Origin of the sequence: Chengkuizengella sp. SCS-71B (genome assembly GCF_040100845.1) — a bacterium.
Classification (GTDB): Bacteria; Bacillota; Bacilli; order Paenibacillales; family KCTC-33759; genus Chengkuizengella.
Genome location: NZ_JAZHSH010000001.1, coordinates 4,093,514 through 4,111,720, shown reverse-complemented (window position 1 = coordinate 4,111,720; position 18,207 = coordinate 4,093,514). Strand labels below are relative to the sequence as shown.

Below are 18,207 nucleotides of genomic sequence, written 5' to 3'. Positions count from 1 at the left end.
TCTCAATTATGAGTGATCATATAAAACATCGAACTTAATGGTTAAGCTATTAAGAGCACACGGAGGATGCCTAGGCGCTAGGAGCCGAAGAAGGACGTGGCGAACAACGAAATGCCTCGGGGAGTCGTAAGCAGACCTCGATCCGGGGATGTCCGAATGGGGGAACCCACGTACTGTAATAGGTACGTACCCTAGACTGAATACATAGGTCTAGCGGAGGCAGACCAGGGGAACTGAAACATCTAAGTACCCTGAGGAAGAGAAAACAAAAGTGATTCCGTCAGTAGCGGCGAGCGAACGCGGATTAGCCCAAACCAACAGGCTTGCCTGTTGGGGTTGTGGGACACTCCACATGGAGTTACAAAGGAATGATTTAGGTGAAGCGTCTGGAAAGGCGAACCAAAGAGGGTAAAAGTCCTGTAACTAAAAAATCATTCTCTCCGGAGTGGATCCCGAGTAGTGCGGGGCACGTGAAACCCCGTATGAATCTGGCAGGACCATCTGCCAAGGCTAAATACTCCCTAGCGACCGATAGTGAAGCAGTACCGTGAGGGAAAGGTGAAAAGGACCCCGGGAGGGGAGTGAAATAGAACCTGAAACCGTGTGCTTACAAGAAGTCAGAGCCCGTTTAATGGGTGATGGCGTGCCTTTTGTAGAATGAACCGGCGAGTTACGTTAGCATGCAAGGTTAAAGTGAAGAGCTGGAGCCGCAGCGAAAGCGAGTCTGAATAGGGCGGTATGAGTATGTTGACGTAGACCCGAAACCGTGTGATCTACCCCTGTCCAGGGTGAAGGTGAGGTAACACTCACTGGAGGCCCGAACCCACTTATGTTGAAAAATGAGGGGATGAGGTGGGGGTAGCGGAGAAATTCCAATCGAACTCGGAAATAGCTGGTTCTCCCCGAAATAGCTTTAGGGCTAGCCTTGGGGGTGAGTCGTGGAGGTAGAGCACTGATTGGGTGCGGGGCCCGTCAAGGGTTACCAAGCTCAGTCAAACTCCGAATGCCATAGACTTTAAACCCCAGGAGTCAGACGGTGAGTGCTAAGATCCATCGTCAAAAGGGAAACAGCCCAGACCATCAGCTAAGGTCCCCAAGTGTGTGTTAAGTGGGAAAGGATGTGGAGTTGCACAGACAACCAGGATGTTGGCTTAGAAGCAGCCACCATTGAAAGAGTGCGTAATAGCTCACTGGTCGAGTGACTCTGCGCCGAAAATGTAACGGGGCTAAACACACCACCGAAGCTATGGCTTGATACAATGGTATCAGGGGTAGGGGAGCGTTGTGTATGGATTGAAGGTATACCGTAAGGAGTGCTGGACTGTACACAAGTGAGAATGCCGGTATAAGTAACGAAAAGACAAGTGAGAATCTTGTCCGCCGAAAGCCCAAGGTTTCCTGAGGAAGGCTCGTCCGCTCAGGGTAAGTCGGGACCTAAGGTGAGGCCGAAAGGCGTAATCGAAGGACAACAGGTTGAAATTCCTGTACCACCGTAAACCGTTATGAGCAATTGGGGTGACGCAGAAGGGAACAGTTGCAGACTGATGGATAAGTCTGTTCAAGCAGTAAGGCTGGTGTGTAGGCAAATCCGCACACTGATAAGGCTGAGCTGTGATGAGGAGGGAAAATTGTAGTACCGAAGAACTCGCACTCATGCTGCCAAGAAAAGCCTCTAGCCAGGTGAAGGTGCCCGTACCGCAAACCGACACAGGTAGGCGAGAAGAGAATTCTAAGGCGCGCGGAAGAACTCTCGTTAAGGAACTCGGCAAAATGACCCCGTAACTTCGGGAGAAGGGGTGCTCCGTTAGGGTGTATAGCCCGAGGGAGCCGCAGTGAAAAGGCCCAAGCGACTGTTTAGCAAAAACACAGGTCTGTGCGAAGCCGTAAGGCGAAGTATACGGGCTGACGCCTGCCCGGTGCTGGAAGGTTAAGGGGAATGGTTAGCCGTTTTAGGCGAAGCTATGAACCGAAGCCCCAGTAAACGGCGGCCGTAACTATAACGGTCCTAAGGTAGCGAAATTCCTTGTCAGGTAAATTCTGACCCGCACGAATGGCGTAACGATTTGGGCGCTGTCTCAACGAGAGATCCGGTGAAATTTTAATACCAGTGAAGATGCTGGTTACCCGCGACAAGACGGAAAGACCCCATGGAGCTTTACTACAACCTGATATTGAACTGGGGTACGATTTGTACAGGATAGGTGGGAGCCTTGGAAGCTGGTGCGCAAGCATCGGTGGAGGCGCCCTTGGGATACCACCCTGATCGTATTCGAGTTCTAACCTAGGCCCTTGAATCAGGGTCGGGGACCGTGTCAGGCGGGTAGTTTGACTGGGGCGGTCGCCTCCTAAAGCGTAACGGAGGCGCCCTAAGGTTCCCTCAGAATGGTTGGAAATCATTCGAAGAGTGCAAAGGCATAAGGGAGCTTGACTGCAAGACGTACAGGTCGAGCAGGGACGAAAGTCGGGCTTAGTGATCCGGTGGTACCGAATGGAAGGGCCATCGCTCAACGGATAAAAGCTACCCTGGGGATAACAGGCTTATCTCCCCCAAGAGTCCACATCGACGGGGAGGTTTGGCACCTCGATGTCGGCTCATCGCATCCTGGGGCTGAAGTAGGTCCCAAGGGTTGGGCTGTTCGCCCATTAAAGCGGTACGCGAGCTGGGTTCAGAACGTCGTGAGACAGTTCGGTCCCTATCTGTCGTGGGCGTAGGAAATTTGAGAGGAGCTGTCCTTAGTACGAGAGGACCGGGATGGACGTACCGCTGGTGTACCAGTTGTTTCGCCAGAAGCATAGCTGGGTAGCCAAGTACGGAAGGGATAAGCGCTGAAAGCATCTAAGCGTGAAGCCCCCCTCAAGATGAGATTTCCCAATTTAGTAAGACCCCTTGAAGACGACGAGGTTGATAGGTTCGGGGTGGAAGTGCAGCAATGCATGGAGCTGACGAATACTAATCGGTCGAGGGCTTATCCAAGATATACCCCAAAAAGTGGAGATTAACCTTTACAGGTGAATTCGAGTACTTTTTCGGGTACCCCGAGCAAACATTGCTTAGGGAAAAGATTCCATGCTTATCTTTGTTTCGCATCTAGTTTTTCAATTCAAGGATGAATTGATGTCGACGTTGGTCACATGGATGTGTCCGAACTTAGTCGACCTTCATTAATTATTTACACGTTTGGTGATGATGGCGGAGGGGTACCACGCGTTCCCATACCGAACACGACCGTTAAGCCCTCCAGCGCCGATGGTACTTGGACCGCAAGGTCCTGGGAGAGTAGGACGTTGCCAAGCTAACCAAAGACACTGTAGTGATACTTTCACTATGGTGTCTTTTTGTTTTTCGGAAGAACTCTCATAGTGACTTGCGTTTTCTTTGAGATAGAGTGGATTAGAGGGAATGAAGGGTCTTATTTTGCTTATTTCAGAATTCTATTAGATATTAGAGGGAAAAAACGGTCTTATTTTAGCTATTTTCTAATAAAAAGAGATAAATTGAACGATAATGCTAGAAATAAGACCATCAAAGTCCTCTATTTAAATAACTAAGCTCCTTTTTGGATACTTAAGACCATGAATTCCCTTTATTTTAAACTTTTAAACAGCTCTCCCTAAACCTTTTACTGAAGCAGTTCAAATTAATTGATTGAACTTTAAACGGAGGTTTTATTTACACCCACAAAATCTGTAAAACTCGTTGATCCAAAATATTTTACGTACAGACGTCATCTCTATAGGTGATATTTTCAAATTAGGCGGAGTAGAGTCTCCACCTGATTTCCCTTGATGTTTAAATTTTGTTTAAACGAGTTCAATGGCAGAGACAGAGGAGAAGTTCCATCTAAACTTTTTACATTAAAATATTTATAAATCAAATTTTTAATAAATAAAATGATTTAAAAAACCTATAATTGGTCATGAATTTCACACTTTTTGTAAATAATAGTACACTGTGATGGAAAAAACGATTTGAATACATTTGCAAAATAAACATAATTGGGTATAATAGTTATAAGGTCAAAGAAAGTCAAAGTCAGTCAAACTGACAAAAGTCAAACAATGTGAATGCTTGGGGGAACTGATAAATGCGTAATATTTCCGATATTATTGAACAATATCTGAAACATATTTTGCATGAAAGCGAAGAGAAGGTCGTTGAAATCCAACGGAACGATTTAGCAGATCAGTTTAATTGTGTTCCTTCTCAAATCAACTACGTCATTAGTACTCGGTTCACTTTGGAAAAAGGTTATTTAGTTCAGAGTAAACGAGGTGGTGGCGGATACATTCGAATACAAAAAGTAATGTTCCCATCAAATTCATCTCTTCAGAATCATATATTTCAAACGATTGGTCAGCAAATAGATCAATCTGCAGCAGAAGGGCTCATTTATCAACTTGAAGATAGGGGAATTATTAGTGCCCGTGAAGCAAATTTATTTAGAGCTGCAATTACAAGAGATGTATTAACATTAAAGTTACCCTTAAGAGATGAAATTAGAGCAAAAGTTTTGAAAGCCATGCTCGTTTCTTTAATTAGTAAATAGGGGAGGTTTGGTCGTGTGATATGTCAAGAGTGCGGTAACAAACCAGCAGCATTACATTTCACTAAAATTGTAAATGGTGAAAAAACAGAGTTTCATTTGTGCGAGTCTTGTGCTAGGGAGAAGGGTGATTCTATTCCTGGTGCACCCAATGGGTTCTCAATACACAATTTATTATCAGGCATTTTGGAATTTGAACCATCCATGGGTCAAAATGTAAAACAAGAGAAAAAAGTGATTCGATGTGAAAATTGCGGACTCACATATCCTCAGTTTAGAAAGATAGGGCGTTTTGGTTGTAGTTTTTGTTATAATCATTTTTCAGATCAATTAAACCCACTGCTTAAAAGAGTCCATGGAAATTCAGTTCATGTTGGTAAAATTCCGAAGATATCTGGTGGGAAAATAAAATATAAACGTCAAATCAAAGATCTAAAAAAAGAACTTCAATCTAAAATTGATCTTGAAGAATTTGAAGAGGCAGCAAAACTTCGTGATGAAATTCGCGGTTTAGAGCAGAAAATATCAGAGGCATAATTTTAAATAAGTTCAACCTTAATTCTAGGGGGGATTAGGATTGTCTTTAGAAAGATTTATTGAGGATGCATTAAGTGAATGGATGAAGGGTGAAGGAGCAGACTCTGACATTGTAATTAGCAGTAGAATTCGTTTGGCTAGGAATTTAACCCACTATCCGTTTCCAATGCTTTCAACCAATCAACAATCTGAAGAAGTATTAGAAAAAGTATCTGATGTAGTTCATGATGAAGATCTAAAAATGATTAGTAATTTTGAACGAATTCCACTTTCTGAAATAAATAGTTTGGAAAGTAAAGTTTTAGTTGAGAAACACTTGATCAGTCCTAATTTGGCAGAGGAATCACGTAATGGAGCAGTGATTCTCAGTGAAAATGAGTCCATTAGCATTATGATTAATGAGGAAGACCATATTCGCATTCAGTGTTTGTTTCCAGGTTTTCAAATAAATGAAGCATGGGAACTAGCTAATCATATTGATGATATTTTTGAAGCGAAGTTAAATTATGCTTTTGACGAGAAAAGAGGATATCTGACAAGTTGTCCAACGAATGTTGGCACAGGGATCAGAGCTTCTGTAATGCTTCACCTTCCAGCATTAGTACTTACACAGCAAATCAATAGAATACTTACGGCAGTAAGTCAAGTTGGTTTAGCGGTTAGAGGATTATATGGTGAAGGTAGTGAGTCTTTAGGAAATCTGTTTCAGATATCTAATCAAATTACCTTAGGACAATCAGAGTCAGAGATTATTCACAATTTATATAGTGTAGTTAAACAAATTATTGATCACGAAAGAACAGCAAGGACGAAGATGTTATCTGAGTCAAAGACGTTTTTATTAGATCGAGTTAATCGTTCATATGGAATTTTGTCTTATGCACAAATTATGGATTCGAATGAAGCTGCACAGCGTCTCTCAGACGTTAGATTAGGGATAGATCTAGGTTTAATATCTAATGTATCAGCGAATGTTTTAAATGAATTAATGATTATGACTCAGCCAGGTTTTTTACAACAATATGCAAGTAAAAAACTTTCCCCTGATGAAAGAGACGTTTTAAGGGCTGAGATGATTAGAGAAAGAATTACAAAATAATAAATAAATGAACTAAATATATGGAGGTGTATATCATTATGATGTTTGGTAGATTTACAGAACGAGCGCAAAAAGTGCTCGCATTAGCTCAGGAAGAAGCAGTTCGTTTAGGCCATAACAATATTGGAACTGAACATATTTTATTAGGTTTGATTCGAGAAGGAGAAGGGATTGCTGCTAAAGCCATCGTTTCATTAGGATTAAGTTTAGAAAAGATACAGGATGAAGTAGAAAGCTTGATTGGAAGAGGAAAGGAACAACCTTCAAACATAGCTTATACACCAAGAGCTAAAAAGGTGATTGAGCTTTCAATGGATGAAGCAAGAAAATTAGGTCATACGTATGTAGGAACTGAGCATATTTTATTAGGTCTTATTCGTGAGGGTGAAGGTGTTGCAGCAAGGGTACTTAGTAATTTAGGGATCAATTTAAATAAAGCCCGCCAAAAAGTTTTACAGTTGTTAGGAAGCAGTGAGAGTTCATCATCCAGTCATAATTCCACAACAAGTGCAAATACACCTACATTGGATGGTTTAGCTAGAGATTTAACAGCTATTGCTAAAGAAGATAATTTGGACCCTGTCATAGGGAGAAATAAAGAAATTGAACGTGTCATTCAGGTACTAAGTAGAAGAACAAAAAATAATCCAGTATTAATTGGTGAACCAGGTGTAGGTAAAACCGCAATTGCTGAAGGACTTGCACAAAAAATTATTCATAATGAGATTCCTGAAACACTTCGTGATAAGAGAGTCATGACATTAGATATGGGTTCTGTTGTAGCTGGGACTAAATATCGTGGTGAATTTGAGGATCGTCTGAAAAAAATTATGGAAGAGATTCGTCAAGCAGGCAATATCATATTGTTTATAGATGAGCTTCACACACTAATTGGGGCAGGAGGCGCTGAAGGGGCTATAGATGCGTCCAACATTTTAAAACCTTCTTTAGCTCGAGGGGAATTGCAATGTATCGGTGCTACAACTTTAGATGAGTATAGAAAATACATTGAAAAGGATGCTGCTTTAGAAAGACGTTTCCAGCCGATAACAGTAGATCAACCATCAACTGAAGAAGCAATTCAGATTTTATACGGTTTACGTGATCGTTATGAAGCACATCATCGTGTGAAAATTACAGACGATGCAATTGAAGAAGCAGTTAAACTTTCAGATCGATATATTACGGATCGATTTCTCCCAGATAAAGCCATTGATTTAATTGATGAAGCAGGTTCGAAAGTAAGGCTCCGCTCATATACAGTACCACCAGATTTAAAACAGTTAGAAAGCAAACTAGAGGATATACGAAAAGAAAAAGATGCTGCAGTACAAAGTCAAGAATTTGAAAAAGCGGCTGGATTAAGAGATACAGAGCAAAAGCTGCGCGAAGAGTTGGACTCAACGAAAAAAGAATGGAAAGAAGAACAAAGCAGTACCGATTCTGAAGTTACACCTGAGGATATTGCTCAAGTTGTAGCTAGCTGGACAGGAATTCCAGTTAGCAAACTTGCAGAAGAAGAAACAGAACGATTATTAAAAATGGAGTCCATTTTACACGAGAGAGTGATAGGGCAAGATGAAGCAGTTAAATCAGTCAGTCGTTCCATTCGTAGAGCAAGAGCAGGTTTGAAAGATCCAAAAAGACCAATGGGCTCATTCATTTTCCTAGGTCCAACAGGGGTTGGGAAAACCGAATTAGCTAGAGCTTTGGCAGAAGCACTATTTGGTGATGAAAATGCCACTTTACGAATCGACATGTCAGAATATATGGAAAAACACTCTACCTCAAGATTAGTTGGAGCACCTCCAGGATATGTTGGTTATGATGAAGGTGGTCAATTAACAGAAATGGTACGTCGTAAACCTTATTCTGTTGTATTACTTGATGAGATAGAAAAAGCACATCCAGAAGTATTTAATGTTTTATTGCAAGTTTTAGAAGATGGACGTTTAACAGATTCTAAAGGTCGTGTAGTTGATTTTAGAAATACTTTAATCATCATGACTTCAAACGTGGGTGCAGATACGATTAAGAAAAATTCTTCATTAGGGTTTACAGCTGCTAGTGATGCAGGTAGAGATTATAATAATATGAAGGACAAAGTGATCGAAGAATTGAAAAAAAGCTTCCGTCCTGAGTTTTTAAATCGTATTGATGAGTCGATTGTGTTCCATTCACTTGAAGAAAAACACATTGCAGAAATCGTAACACTGATGTCAGAAGAACTTCGCAAACGTCTAAAAGAGCAGGAAGTAGACTTTACATTAACCGATTCAGCCAAAGCCTTCCTTGCTAAAGAAGGTTACGATCCAATGTACGGTGCTAGACCTTTACGTAGAGCTATCCAAAAACATATTGAGGATCGATTGTCAGAGGAGCTTCTAAAAGGGAATATCACCAAAGGTGGCGCGATCATCATTGATGAAAAAGATGGAGAGTTACTAGTTCAGAAATAATATCATGATCTATCAATAAAGCACAAATTGCAACCCGAATTTTTGGATTTTCAATATTAACAAAAATTCGGGTTTTTGTTATAAAAAAAGGTAAGCACTGTCTCTATGTAGAGGTGCTTACCACGTATATTTGTTTAAGTTACTTCTTTTGGAACATAGGATCTACTTCTGCTTCATAGTCTACCCCATCAAAAGCAAATCCAAAAATTTGTAGAAATTCTTTGCGGTAACCTTCAATATCAGAAAGCTGTTCCAAAGTATCTGTATTAACGTCATTCCATAATGCGGAAACTTTATCTTGAACGTCCTCTTTCATTTCCCAATCGTCTATACGAATACGTCCTTCTTCATCTAAAGGTTTTGGAGATGTTGTATAGAGGTTTTCATTAAAAAGTCTATACATTTGCTCGATACACCCTTCATGAAGTCCTTTTTCCTTCATGACTTTATATAAGAGAGATATATATAAAGGAACTACGGGAATGGCAGAACTAGACTGTGTGACCAATGCTTTATTGACGGATACAAATGCTCTACCATTAATGGATTTGAGTTGTTCGTTTAAATGATGAGCAGTTTGATCTAAATGTTCTTTAGCTTTTCCAATGGTTCCTTTTTTATATATTGCATGTGTAACTTCTGGACCTATGTAATTATAAGCGACAGTTGTAAACCCTTCCGCTAGGACATCAGCGTTATCTAAAGCTTCAATCCATAGCTGCCAGTCTTCCCCACCCATGACTTTGATTGTTTGTTCTATTTCTTCTTCAGTCGACGGATCTACAGTGATTTCAGATACGATACCTTTTTGGGTATTTACAGTTTTATTTGTATACGCAGCTTTCGTTGGTTTAATCACTGAATTATATATGTCACCAGTTTTTGGATCAACTCGTCGAGGTGAGGCTAAGCTGTATACGACTAAATCTACTTTTCCAAAATCTTTTTTTATAAGGTCTATCGTTTCTTTTTTAATTTCATCTGAAAAAGCATCACCATTAAAACTCTTAGCATAATACCCTGCTTGATTAGCCTCATTTTCAAAAGCGATATTATTGTACCATCCAGCTGATGCTGTTTTATTTTCAGAAGCGGGTTTTTCAAAATAAACACCAATTGTGTCTGCTCCAGCTCCAAAAGTTGAAACTATACGTGATGATAAACCAAACCCTTGGGACGAACCTATGACAAGAACTTTTTTCGGTCCATCTATTTTTGATTGTTTTTTTACGTAATTGATTTGATTTAACACATTTTTTTCACATCCTGTAGGATGAGCGGTTGTACAGATGAAACCTCTAATTTTCGGTTTTACGATCATATTAAATTTCCCTCCATATACTTGCATATAATTATTATTATAATTCATTTGAGAAATAAGTCACCCTTTACTTTAATCGAATGCTCTTTTCAGTTTTTGAACAAAATGGTAAACTTTGAAGTAATATTCACACTTATGAATTACATTTAAGGGTTGGTCTACAAAATGGCAAAAAACAAAGTGAAATATACATGTCAGCATTGCGGCTATGAATCTCCAAAATGGATGGGTAAATGTCCAGGGTGTTCATCATGGAATAGTCTTGTAGAGGAAACAGTAAAACAAATTAAAACCAAAGGGATGAAGGAATCTAATTATATATCACAGGAAAAAGCCACATCCATTTTAAAAATTGAAGGTGCAAAGGAACCGAGGATTTTAACAGATTTTAAAGAATTAGACCGTGTATTTGGCGGAGGGGTTGTACCGGGTTCACTTATATTAGTAGGTGGAGATCCAGGCATAGGTAAATCTACTCTTTTATTGCAAATATCACATGCTTTAGTGCTAAAAAAATGTAAGGTCCTTTATATTTCCGGCGAAGAATCCGTCAAACAATTAAAACTTCGAGCAGATCGATTAGGTGTTTTATCAGAAGATTTGTATGTTCTTTGTGAGACTAATATGGATTCGATTGAAGATGCTGTACAGCAAGTGGAGCCTGATTTTTTAGTTATTGATTCGATTCAGACAGTTTATCAGCCCATGTTAGAATCAGCACCAGGAAGTGTTTCACAGGTTCGTGAATGTACAAGTGCCTTTATGAGAATAGCTAAGAATAAAGGTATTGCAACTGTATTAGTAGGTCATGTTACAAAAGAGGGGGCAATTGCCGGGCCTAGAATGCTTGAACATATGGTGGATTGTGTACTTTATTTTGAAGGTGAAAAGCAGCATGCCTTTCGAATTCTAAGAGCGGTGAAAAACCGTTTTGGTTCCACAAATGAAATGGGTATATTTGAAATGAAGGAATTGGGACTTGTTGAGGTTAGTAATCCTTCTGAATTGTTTTTATCAGAAAGACCCTTAGGCGTATCTGGCTCAATTGTCGTTTCCAGCATGGAAGGTACTCGTCCTATTTTAGTTGAAATTCAGGCTCTAATCTCATCAACTAATTTTCCAGCGCCTCGCAGAATGACTACGGGTGTGGATCATAATAGACTATCACTCATCATGGCAGTTTTAGAAAAAAGAATGGGATTGTTTTTGCAAAATCAAGACGCTTTTTTAAATGTAGCAGGTGGTGTTAAACTAGATGAGCCCGCCATTGACTTGGCGCTCGCTGTTAGTATTGTGTCGAGCTTTAAAGATCAACCAACACGTCCGTATGATGTGGTCTGTGGTGAGATTGGTTTAACAGGAGAGGTAAGGGCTGTTTCTAGAATGGAAGAACGTGTGAAAGAAGCCCAAAAATTAGGTTTTAAACGAATGATCGTTCCAGAAAATAGTTTAAAAGGATGGACGCCTCCTAAAAATATTGAGATTATTGGCGTTCGAAATGTTTCACAAGCACTTGAAATGGCTTTACAATGAAGTACTGTTTATATATAAACAGAATAAGACTGCGAGGATAAGTAAGGGGGTGCGTCGTCTTATGCAGGAAGAGAAACAACTAGATGTCGTTAGCCAAATCCTAAGGTTAGTCGCTCCGGGTACTCCTTTTAGAGATGGATTGGAAAATGTACTGCGTGCAAAAACAGGTGCATTAATTGTTGTAGGTTGTACTCCCGAAATTATGGAGCTAGTAGACGGAGGATTTTCCATAAATAGTGACTTTTCGCCTAACAATTTATATGAACTGGCAAAAATGGATGGAGCGATTATCTTAAGTGAGGATATTAAACGGATATTATATGCAAATACGCAATTAAATCCTGATCCCTCCATTCCATCAACTGAAACTGGCATTCGACATCGTACGGCGGAGAGAGTTGCCAATCAAACAAGAAAACTAGTGATATCTATATCACAAAGAAGAAACATAATCACCTTATATCAAGGGAAATTACGTTATTCATTAAAAGATATTGGCGTGATTTTAACAAAAGCAAATCAGGCTATTCAAACGCTTGAAAAATATAAAGCGGTATTGGATCAATCATTAACAAACTTAAGTGCGTTAGAATTTGAGGAGTTAGTGACTTTACATGATGTTACGAATGTTATCCAACGATTAGAAATGGTGCTCAGAATCAAAGCAGAAATCAAAAAGTATATTGTTGAATTAGGATCTGAAGGGCGTTTAATTAGTATGCAGTTGGATGAGTTAGTTGCAACAGTAGATGAAGAGGCTTATTTACTTTTGAAAGATTATTGTAAGGATATAGATGAAGATTTCATTCAAGATGTCAAACAAAATCTTAAAAAATTAACCGATGATGATTTATTAGAGCACCAAAACATTTTACGTATCATAGGAACATTCAAGTCAAATGTTTCTTTAGAAGAAACTATTTCTCCAAGAGGATTCCGTATGTTAAACAAAATTCCGAGAATACCAACGGTTATCGTTATGAACCTAATTCAAAACTTTAAAAATCTACCCTATATATTAATGGCTACGATTGAGGAATTGGATGAGGTAGATGGAATTGGAGAAGTACGAGCGAGAGCTATTAAAGAAGGTTTAAAAAGAATTCAAGAACAAGTATTTATTGACAGACATATTTAATTTCAATACAATCATACAAATGATTAGTATTTTGTTTTTTTAGTCCGTGAGGTTTTTTAATGTTGGTTGTCCCTGTTTGTTCCCTTGTTTTAAGGGTAATTTAATTTGAGGTGGAAAAACATGTTTACAAAATCACTTCCGAGTGTATTTACAGTTGCAAATCTATTTATAGGAATAACTTCTATCATATTTGTGTTTAATGATCAGCCCCAAATTGCTGCGTTATTGGTCATCATTGCAATACTAACGGATGGAATTGATGGTCGTGTAGCAAGGGCTTTAAATGTACAGAGTGAATTTGGTAAAGAATTAGATTCTCTGTCAGATGTTATTTCCTTTGGGGTTGCTCCAGCTTTTTTGATGTATGTTGTGGCTTTCCAAGAAATGAACACCATAGGATGGATTGCAACAGCTATTTTTCCAATCTGTGGTGCACTCCGGTTAGCACGATTTAATGTGGTGTCTGATGATGTTAAGGAGCATTTTATCGGATTGCCTATTCCAGCAGCAGGTGGAATCATGAGCTCGTTGGCATTATTCCATGAAGGTATTCATCCCATTTTACTTGTTGTCATTACGATTGTTTTATCTTTATTAATGGTGAGCAATGTGAAATATCCAAGCTTAAAAACAGTAGGAATTTCTAGATATACATTATTAGTAGCTATGTTTTTAGTTGTATCCATTGTAATATTAGTGATTTTATTACCAGAACAATTTGGAGGATATACGAAATACTTGTTCCTCCCATTGATTTTTTACGCAGTATATGGCTTAAAAAAAAACGCTAGTGATGTTATTAGAACAGCATTAAACAAATACAAAGAAGCTCGAAACAATTAAAAAAAAAGAACCTTGTTCAAAATGAAAAAGGTTCTTTTTTTATTGAAGTCTTTTACTATGAAATCTTAAAAAAATACCGTCCAATGTTGGACGGCTTACTTTTTAAGATAAATTAAAAAAACCAAGTGTCGCACATTTTTTAGATTCTTTACTTACCGTATCTTCAAGATCAATATCTAACAGATTACAAAGTGAAGACATGTAAAATAAATTCTTTCCAAGCTCTGAAACCACAGCTTCCTTACATTGATCACACATTTGCCCCTGTAGATGGTTTTCAAGCAATTCCTTTGCCTGTTCTAATGTCATTTCTGTAGAGTAGGTTTGTTTTTGTGCCTGAATTTCAATACAACCGCATTCTGTAACTGCTTTTACAACGGCGCGATGTATGGATGAATTAGATTGATCAAACTTTGATAATACATCCATAAGACTTCGGTGACGGAGAAGTAGATCTGATACTTGATTTTGAAATTGTTTTAATTGCATAACGTTAAAAGTTCACCTCATTATGCTGCATTTATTTCCATTATATAAGAAAAATGCTAATAATTCAAAGGTTTCAATCGAAATTATATGATGAAAATTAGTTGAAAAAGATTAGGTTGTTAAAATTTGGTTCATAATTGTAAGGAGGGATTTTCTAAAGAAACTAGGAGGTGAAATTATTATATGTTAAAAAGGTTGATACAAATAGGGTTCGTTATCATTGGAGGTGTAATAGGATATAGGTTTAATCGTTTTTTTGAATCCTTGATTGGCTTAGAAACACAACAAAATAGTCAATATATTATTATGGGAGCAGGTATGTTGTTGTTTTTCCTAATCTCTTTAATCGCAATCTTTTTTTATAATAATGTGATTGAAAAGATGGAGGAGAAGTTAGCTAGACTTCCATTATCACACTTGTTATCAGGTATTGTAGGACTTATTTTCGGTTTACTTGTCTCCGTTATGTTGTATCCAGCTATTTCAACAATTAATGGGATGGGTAATTTTGTTCCGATTATTTTCTCTGTCATTTTAGGATATATGGGATTTAGAGTTGGGTTCAGTAAAAAAGAGGAAATCAGTTCCATCATATCGAGAAAAGATCAATCTAAGGAAAATAGGGAGAATGAAGGATTTGCTGGGGATCATAAAATATTAGATACAAGTGTTATTATAGATGGCAGAATAGCAGATATATGTAAAACAGGTTTTGTGGAAGGAACATTAGTGATCCCTGAATTTGTACTGGAAGAATTACAACATATTGCTGATTCTTCAGATTTGTTAAAAAGAAATCGTGGACGTAGAGGGTTGGATATTTTAAATAAAATTCAAAAAGAATTAGACGTAAAAGTGTTGATTTATGAAGGAGATTTCGAGGAGATTTCAGAAGTAGATTCCAAGTTAGTGAAATTAGCAAAGGTACTAATGGGTAAAGTGGTAACAAATGATTATAATTTAAACAAAGTATGTGAGCTGCAAGGTGTTTCAGTTCTTAATATTAATGATCTTGCCAATGCTGTAAAACCTGTTGTACTGCCAGGTGAAGAAATGTTGGTGCAAGTCATTAAAGATGGGAAAGAAAATGGACAAGGTGTAGCCTATCTTGACGATGGCACTATGATTGTGGTGGAAGGTGGAAGTGATTTTATTGGAACGAATATAGAGGTGCTGGTGACTAGTGTTTTACAAACCTCTGCTGGTCGTATGATATTTGCTAAACCAAAATTATTGGAAAAAGCGCTATAAAAACATTATGATATATAGGAGTGTTCAAAGTTCATGTAATGATTTTGGACATTTCTATTTTGTGTTTTAGGTGGGGATTGGATGTCAAATTTGGGTGTAGTTATCGTTTCAGCAGGTAAGGGAACAAGAATGAAAACTGAACAAAGCAAGCAGTATATTGAGCTGCAAAACAAACCTATTCTTGTACATACTTTAGAACAATTTCATCATATAAAAGAAATAAAACATATTCATGTCGTTGTAGGAACAGAAGATGTAAAGCAGGTTGAATCATACAAAGAAACATATCATCTTCATAAAGTAACCAGTGTGATTCCAGGGGGAAAGGAACGTCAGGACTCAGTTTACAAAGGGCTTCGTTCATTTGATGAATCCATTGAATGGGTTATGATTCATGATGGTGTTCGTCCATTTGTAACAGTGAATGACATCATGTCTTGCTGGAGAAAAGCAGAGGAAAAAGGTGCTGCGGTTTTGGCTGTTCCTGTTAAAGATACTATTAAAATTGTGAACGAGAATATGGATGTATTGTCAACACCAGATCGCAAACAGTTATGGTCGATTCAAACCCCACAAGTTTTTCGTTTAAAAGAATTATTAAAGGCACATGAGTATGCAAAAGAAAAAAAGTTACTTGGAACTGACGATGCCATGTTAATGGAGATGGTAGGTGCTTCAATTCATGTAGTTCCAGGAGACTATCAAAATATAAAAATAACAACACCTGATGATTTGGAGTATGCTCAGTTTATATTGGCTAAAAAAACAACTTCGAACAACATAGGTGGGAAATAAGGTTATGGGGAGAGGGGAACATAATAATGATTCGTATTGGGCAAGGATTTGATGTGCATCAGTTAGTTGAGGGACGAGCTTGTATTATTGGTGGGGTGGAAATACCCTATGAGAAAGGGCTGTTAGGGCATTCTGATGCAGATGTTCTTTTACATGCCATAACGGATGCTATCTTAGGTGCAATTGGTAAAGGGGATATTGGAACGCATTTTCCAGATACTTCAGAGGAATTTAAAGATGCTGATAGTAAGGCATTATTGAAAGAAGTATGGAAAATGGTAAAGGATGAAGGATTTAAACTGGGAAATGTAGATGCAACGATTATTGCGCAAAAACCTAAAATGGCCCCATATATTCCACAAATGGTGTCTGTTATTTCTGGATTGTTAGAAGCCGATCCATCACAAGTGAATGTTAAAGCTACAACAACTGAAAAGCTTGGATTCAACGGTAGAGGTGAAGGGATCTCTGCTTTATCGGTTGTTTGTTTAACAAAAGATATGCTATGATTTGAAATATTGGAGAGTATATAGGAGGAGAAAGCATGTCTAGAGAAGAAGTTCGTGTTCGTTATGCACCTAGTCCAACTGGACATTTACATATAGGTAATGCTAGAGCTGCACTATTTAATTATTTATTTGCAAGAAGTTTAAACGGGAAATTTATCGTAAGGATAGAAGATACAGACTTAAAAAGAAATGTAGAAGGTGGAGAAGCCAGTCAATTGAAAAACTTGGCATGGCTAGGACTAGATTGGGATGAAAGTATAGATAAAGATGGTGGTTATGGTCCTTATCGTCAAACTGAACGTCTTGAAATTTACAAGAAATATTGGCAGGAGCTTTTAGATAAAAAAGCAGCGTATCCATGTTACTGTACAGAGGAAGAATTAGAAGCTGAACGTGAGCAACAAAAAGCATCTGGTGAAATGCCAAAGTATTCTGGGAAGTGTAAACATCTGTCAGAGGAAGAGAAAAAAGAATTAGAGAGTCAAGGAAGAATTCCAAGTGTTCGCTTCAAAGTTCCAACAGACCAAACTTATACCTTCAATGATATTGTAAAAGGAACTGTTTCATTTGATTCTAGTGATACAGGTGATTTTGTCATAGTAAAAAAAGATGGAATTCCTACCTATAATTTTGCCGTTGTAATAGATGATTATTTGATGGAAATATCCCATGTACTAAGGGGGGATGATCACATATCTAATACTCCTCGACAGTTAATGGTTTATGAAGCATTGGGATGGGAAGCCCCCATTTTTGGACATATGACTTTAATTGTGAATGAACAGCGAAAAAAATTAAGCAAACGTGATGAATCGACCATTCAATTTATTGAGCAATACCATGATTTAGGATTTTTACCAGAGACATTATTTAATTTTATTGCTTTATTAGGTTGGTCTCCAGAAGGAGAGGAAGAAATCTTCTCTAAAGAGGAGTTAGTAAATATATTTGACTCGGCTCGTTTATCCAAAAGTCCAGCTGTTTTTGATACTAATAAATTATATTGGATGAATAACCATTATATTAAAAATGCTGAACTATCTACAGTTGTAGACTTGACATTACCTCATTTACAAAAGGCAGGTTATATTTCTGAAACTTTGGATGAAGAGGAAATGAATTGGGTTACAGATGTGATTGCACTTTTAAAAGAAAAACTAAACTATGGTGCTCAAATTGTAGAATTATCTGAACTATTTTTTAAAGAAGAATATAAAATAGAGGAAGATGCAGAGCAGGTTTTAAAAGAAGAGCAAGTTCCAGTTGTTTTACAAAGTTTCATCAATCAATTGGAACAATCTGAAGAATTTGCAGCAGACGTGATTAAAAAATTGCTTAAAAATGTCCAAAAAGAAACTGGATTTAAAGGAAAACAACTATTTATGCCTGTTCGTGCAGCATTAACTGGGCAAATTCATGGACCTGATTTAAATCAGACGATCTTTTTATTAGGTAAAGACAAAGTCATTCAAAGACTACAGGCATTAGACTCATTGTTTTCTGTTTGAAAATTCGTTATACTGTGATAAATATGATATTAACCTCATGAATTTGAGGAATTTAAGCGTTGATCAGGAAAGTAATTTTAAGAATGAATGACCAGAGAAGGGTAATCATGAGCATAAGCTCTGGCTGCGAATTATCCAATTCAATTTTTAGAATGAAGTGCACCTGTGAGCTTTGCAGCTG

The 18,207-nt window shown here is 38.0% G+C and carries 13 protein-coding genes, 2 rRNA genes and 1 other annotated feature (1 of these 16 running past the window's edge); of the genes, 13 read left to right on the top strand and 2 right to left on the bottom strand.

Going from position 1 to position 18,207, the window contains the following annotated elements; all coding sequences use genetic code 11:
* Positions 1-39: 39 nt before the first annotated feature.
* The 6 genes from VQL36_RS20130 (at position 40) to clpC (ending at position 8,639) form a co-directional block, all read left to right on the top strand.
* Positions 40-2,974: ribosomal RNA gene (locus VQL36_RS20130) — 23S ribosomal RNA — on the top strand.
* Positions 2,975-3,177: 203 nt separating this feature from the next.
* Positions 3,178-3,294, top strand: a 5S ribosomal RNA gene (gene rrf, locus VQL36_RS20125).
* Between the two features lie 791 nt (positions 3,295-4,085).
* On the top strand, positions 4,086-4,547 hold the full coding sequence (locus tag VQL36_RS20120) for a CtsR family transcriptional regulator (protein WP_349250990.1): 462 nt from the start codon (positions 4,086-4,088) through the stop codon (positions 4,545-4,547).
* Between the two features lie 15 nt (positions 4,548-4,562).
* Positions 4,563-5,081, top strand: a complete 519-nt coding sequence (locus tag VQL36_RS20115; protein WP_349250989.1) for a UvrB/UvrC motif-containing protein — start codon at positions 4,563-4,565, stop codon at positions 5,079-5,081.
* A gap of 82 nt (positions 5,082-5,163) precedes the next feature.
* Positions 5,164-6,180 carry a protein arginine kinase gene (locus VQL36_RS20110; protein WP_413789583.1) on the top strand — a complete coding sequence of 339 codons (1,017 nt, stop codon included), beginning with the start codon at positions 5,164-5,166 and terminating at the stop codon, positions 6,178-6,180.
* Between the two features lie 38 nt (positions 6,181-6,218).
* Positions 6,219-8,639: an ATP-dependent protease ATP-binding subunit ClpC gene (gene clpC, locus VQL36_RS20105; RefSeq protein WP_349250987.1), complete on the top strand. Its 2,421-nt coding sequence runs from the start codon at positions 6,219-6,221 to the stop codon at positions 8,637-8,639.
* A 139-nt stretch (positions 8,640-8,778) separates the two neighbouring features.
* Here the strand turns inward: clpC and fabV are convergent, their stop codons facing one another.
* On the bottom strand, positions 8,779-9,960 hold the full coding sequence (gene fabV / locus VQL36_RS20100; protein WP_349250986.1) for an enoyl-ACP reductase FabV: 1,182 nt from the start codon (positions 9,958-9,960) through the stop codon (positions 8,779-8,781).
* Positions 9,961-10,125: 165 nt separating this feature from the next.
* On the opposite strand from fabV, the gene radA reads away from it, so the two are divergent.
* From radA to pssA, 3 genes are all read left to right on the top strand, one after another.
* Positions 10,126-11,493: a DNA repair protein RadA gene (gene radA / locus VQL36_RS20095; protein ID WP_349250985.1), complete on the top strand. Its 1,368-nt coding sequence runs from the start codon at positions 10,126-10,128 to the stop codon at positions 11,491-11,493.
* A 61-nt stretch (positions 11,494-11,554) separates the two neighbouring features.
* Positions 11,555-12,631, top strand: a complete 1,077-nt coding sequence (disA, locus tag VQL36_RS20090; RefSeq protein WP_349250984.1) for a DNA integrity scanning diadenylate cyclase DisA — start codon at positions 11,555-11,557, stop codon at positions 12,629-12,631.
* A gap of 120 nt (positions 12,632-12,751) precedes the next feature.
* Positions 12,752-13,474, top strand: a complete 723-nt coding sequence (pssA, locus tag VQL36_RS20085) for a CDP-diacylglycerol--serine O-phosphatidyltransferase (RefSeq protein ID WP_349250983.1) — start codon at positions 12,752-12,754, stop codon at positions 13,472-13,474.
* Positions 13,475-13,576: 102 nt separating this feature from the next.
* Here pssA and VQL36_RS20080 read toward each other — a convergent pair whose 3' ends face one another.
* A complete protein-coding gene (locus VQL36_RS20080) occupies positions 13,577-13,963 on the bottom strand; it encodes a DUF1573 domain-containing protein (protein WP_349250982.1) in 387 nt (128 codons plus the stop codon).
* Positions 13,964-14,146: 183 nt separating this feature from the next.
* On the opposite strand from VQL36_RS20080, the gene VQL36_RS20075 reads away from it, so the two are divergent.
* The 4 genes from VQL36_RS20075 to gltX all read left to right on the top strand — a co-directional run bounded on the left by VQL36_RS20075 (position 14,147) and on the right by gltX (position 18,026).
* A complete protein-coding gene (locus VQL36_RS20075; protein WP_349250981.1) occupies positions 14,147-15,214 on the top strand; it encodes a PIN/TRAM domain-containing protein in 1,068 nt (355 codons plus the stop codon).
* A gap of 81 nt (positions 15,215-15,295) precedes the next feature.
* On the top strand, positions 15,296-16,009 hold the full coding sequence (ispD, locus tag VQL36_RS20070) for a 2-C-methyl-D-erythritol 4-phosphate cytidylyltransferase (RefSeq protein ID WP_349250980.1): 714 nt from the start codon (positions 15,296-15,298) through the stop codon (positions 16,007-16,009).
* Positions 16,010-16,035: 26 nt separating this feature from the next.
* Positions 16,036-16,518, top strand: a complete 483-nt coding sequence (gene ispF, locus VQL36_RS20065; RefSeq protein ID WP_349250979.1) for a 2-C-methyl-D-erythritol 2,4-cyclodiphosphate synthase — start codon at positions 16,036-16,038, stop codon at positions 16,516-16,518.
* Positions 16,519-16,553: 35 nt separating this feature from the next.
* Positions 16,554-18,026: a glutamate--tRNA ligase gene (gltX, locus tag VQL36_RS20060; RefSeq protein WP_349250978.1), complete on the top strand. Its 1,473-nt coding sequence runs from the start codon at positions 16,554-16,556 to the stop codon at positions 18,024-18,026.
* A 50-nt stretch (positions 18,027-18,076) separates the two neighbouring features.
* Positions 18,077-18,207, top strand: a binding site (T-box leader); it runs 104 nt beyond the window's last position.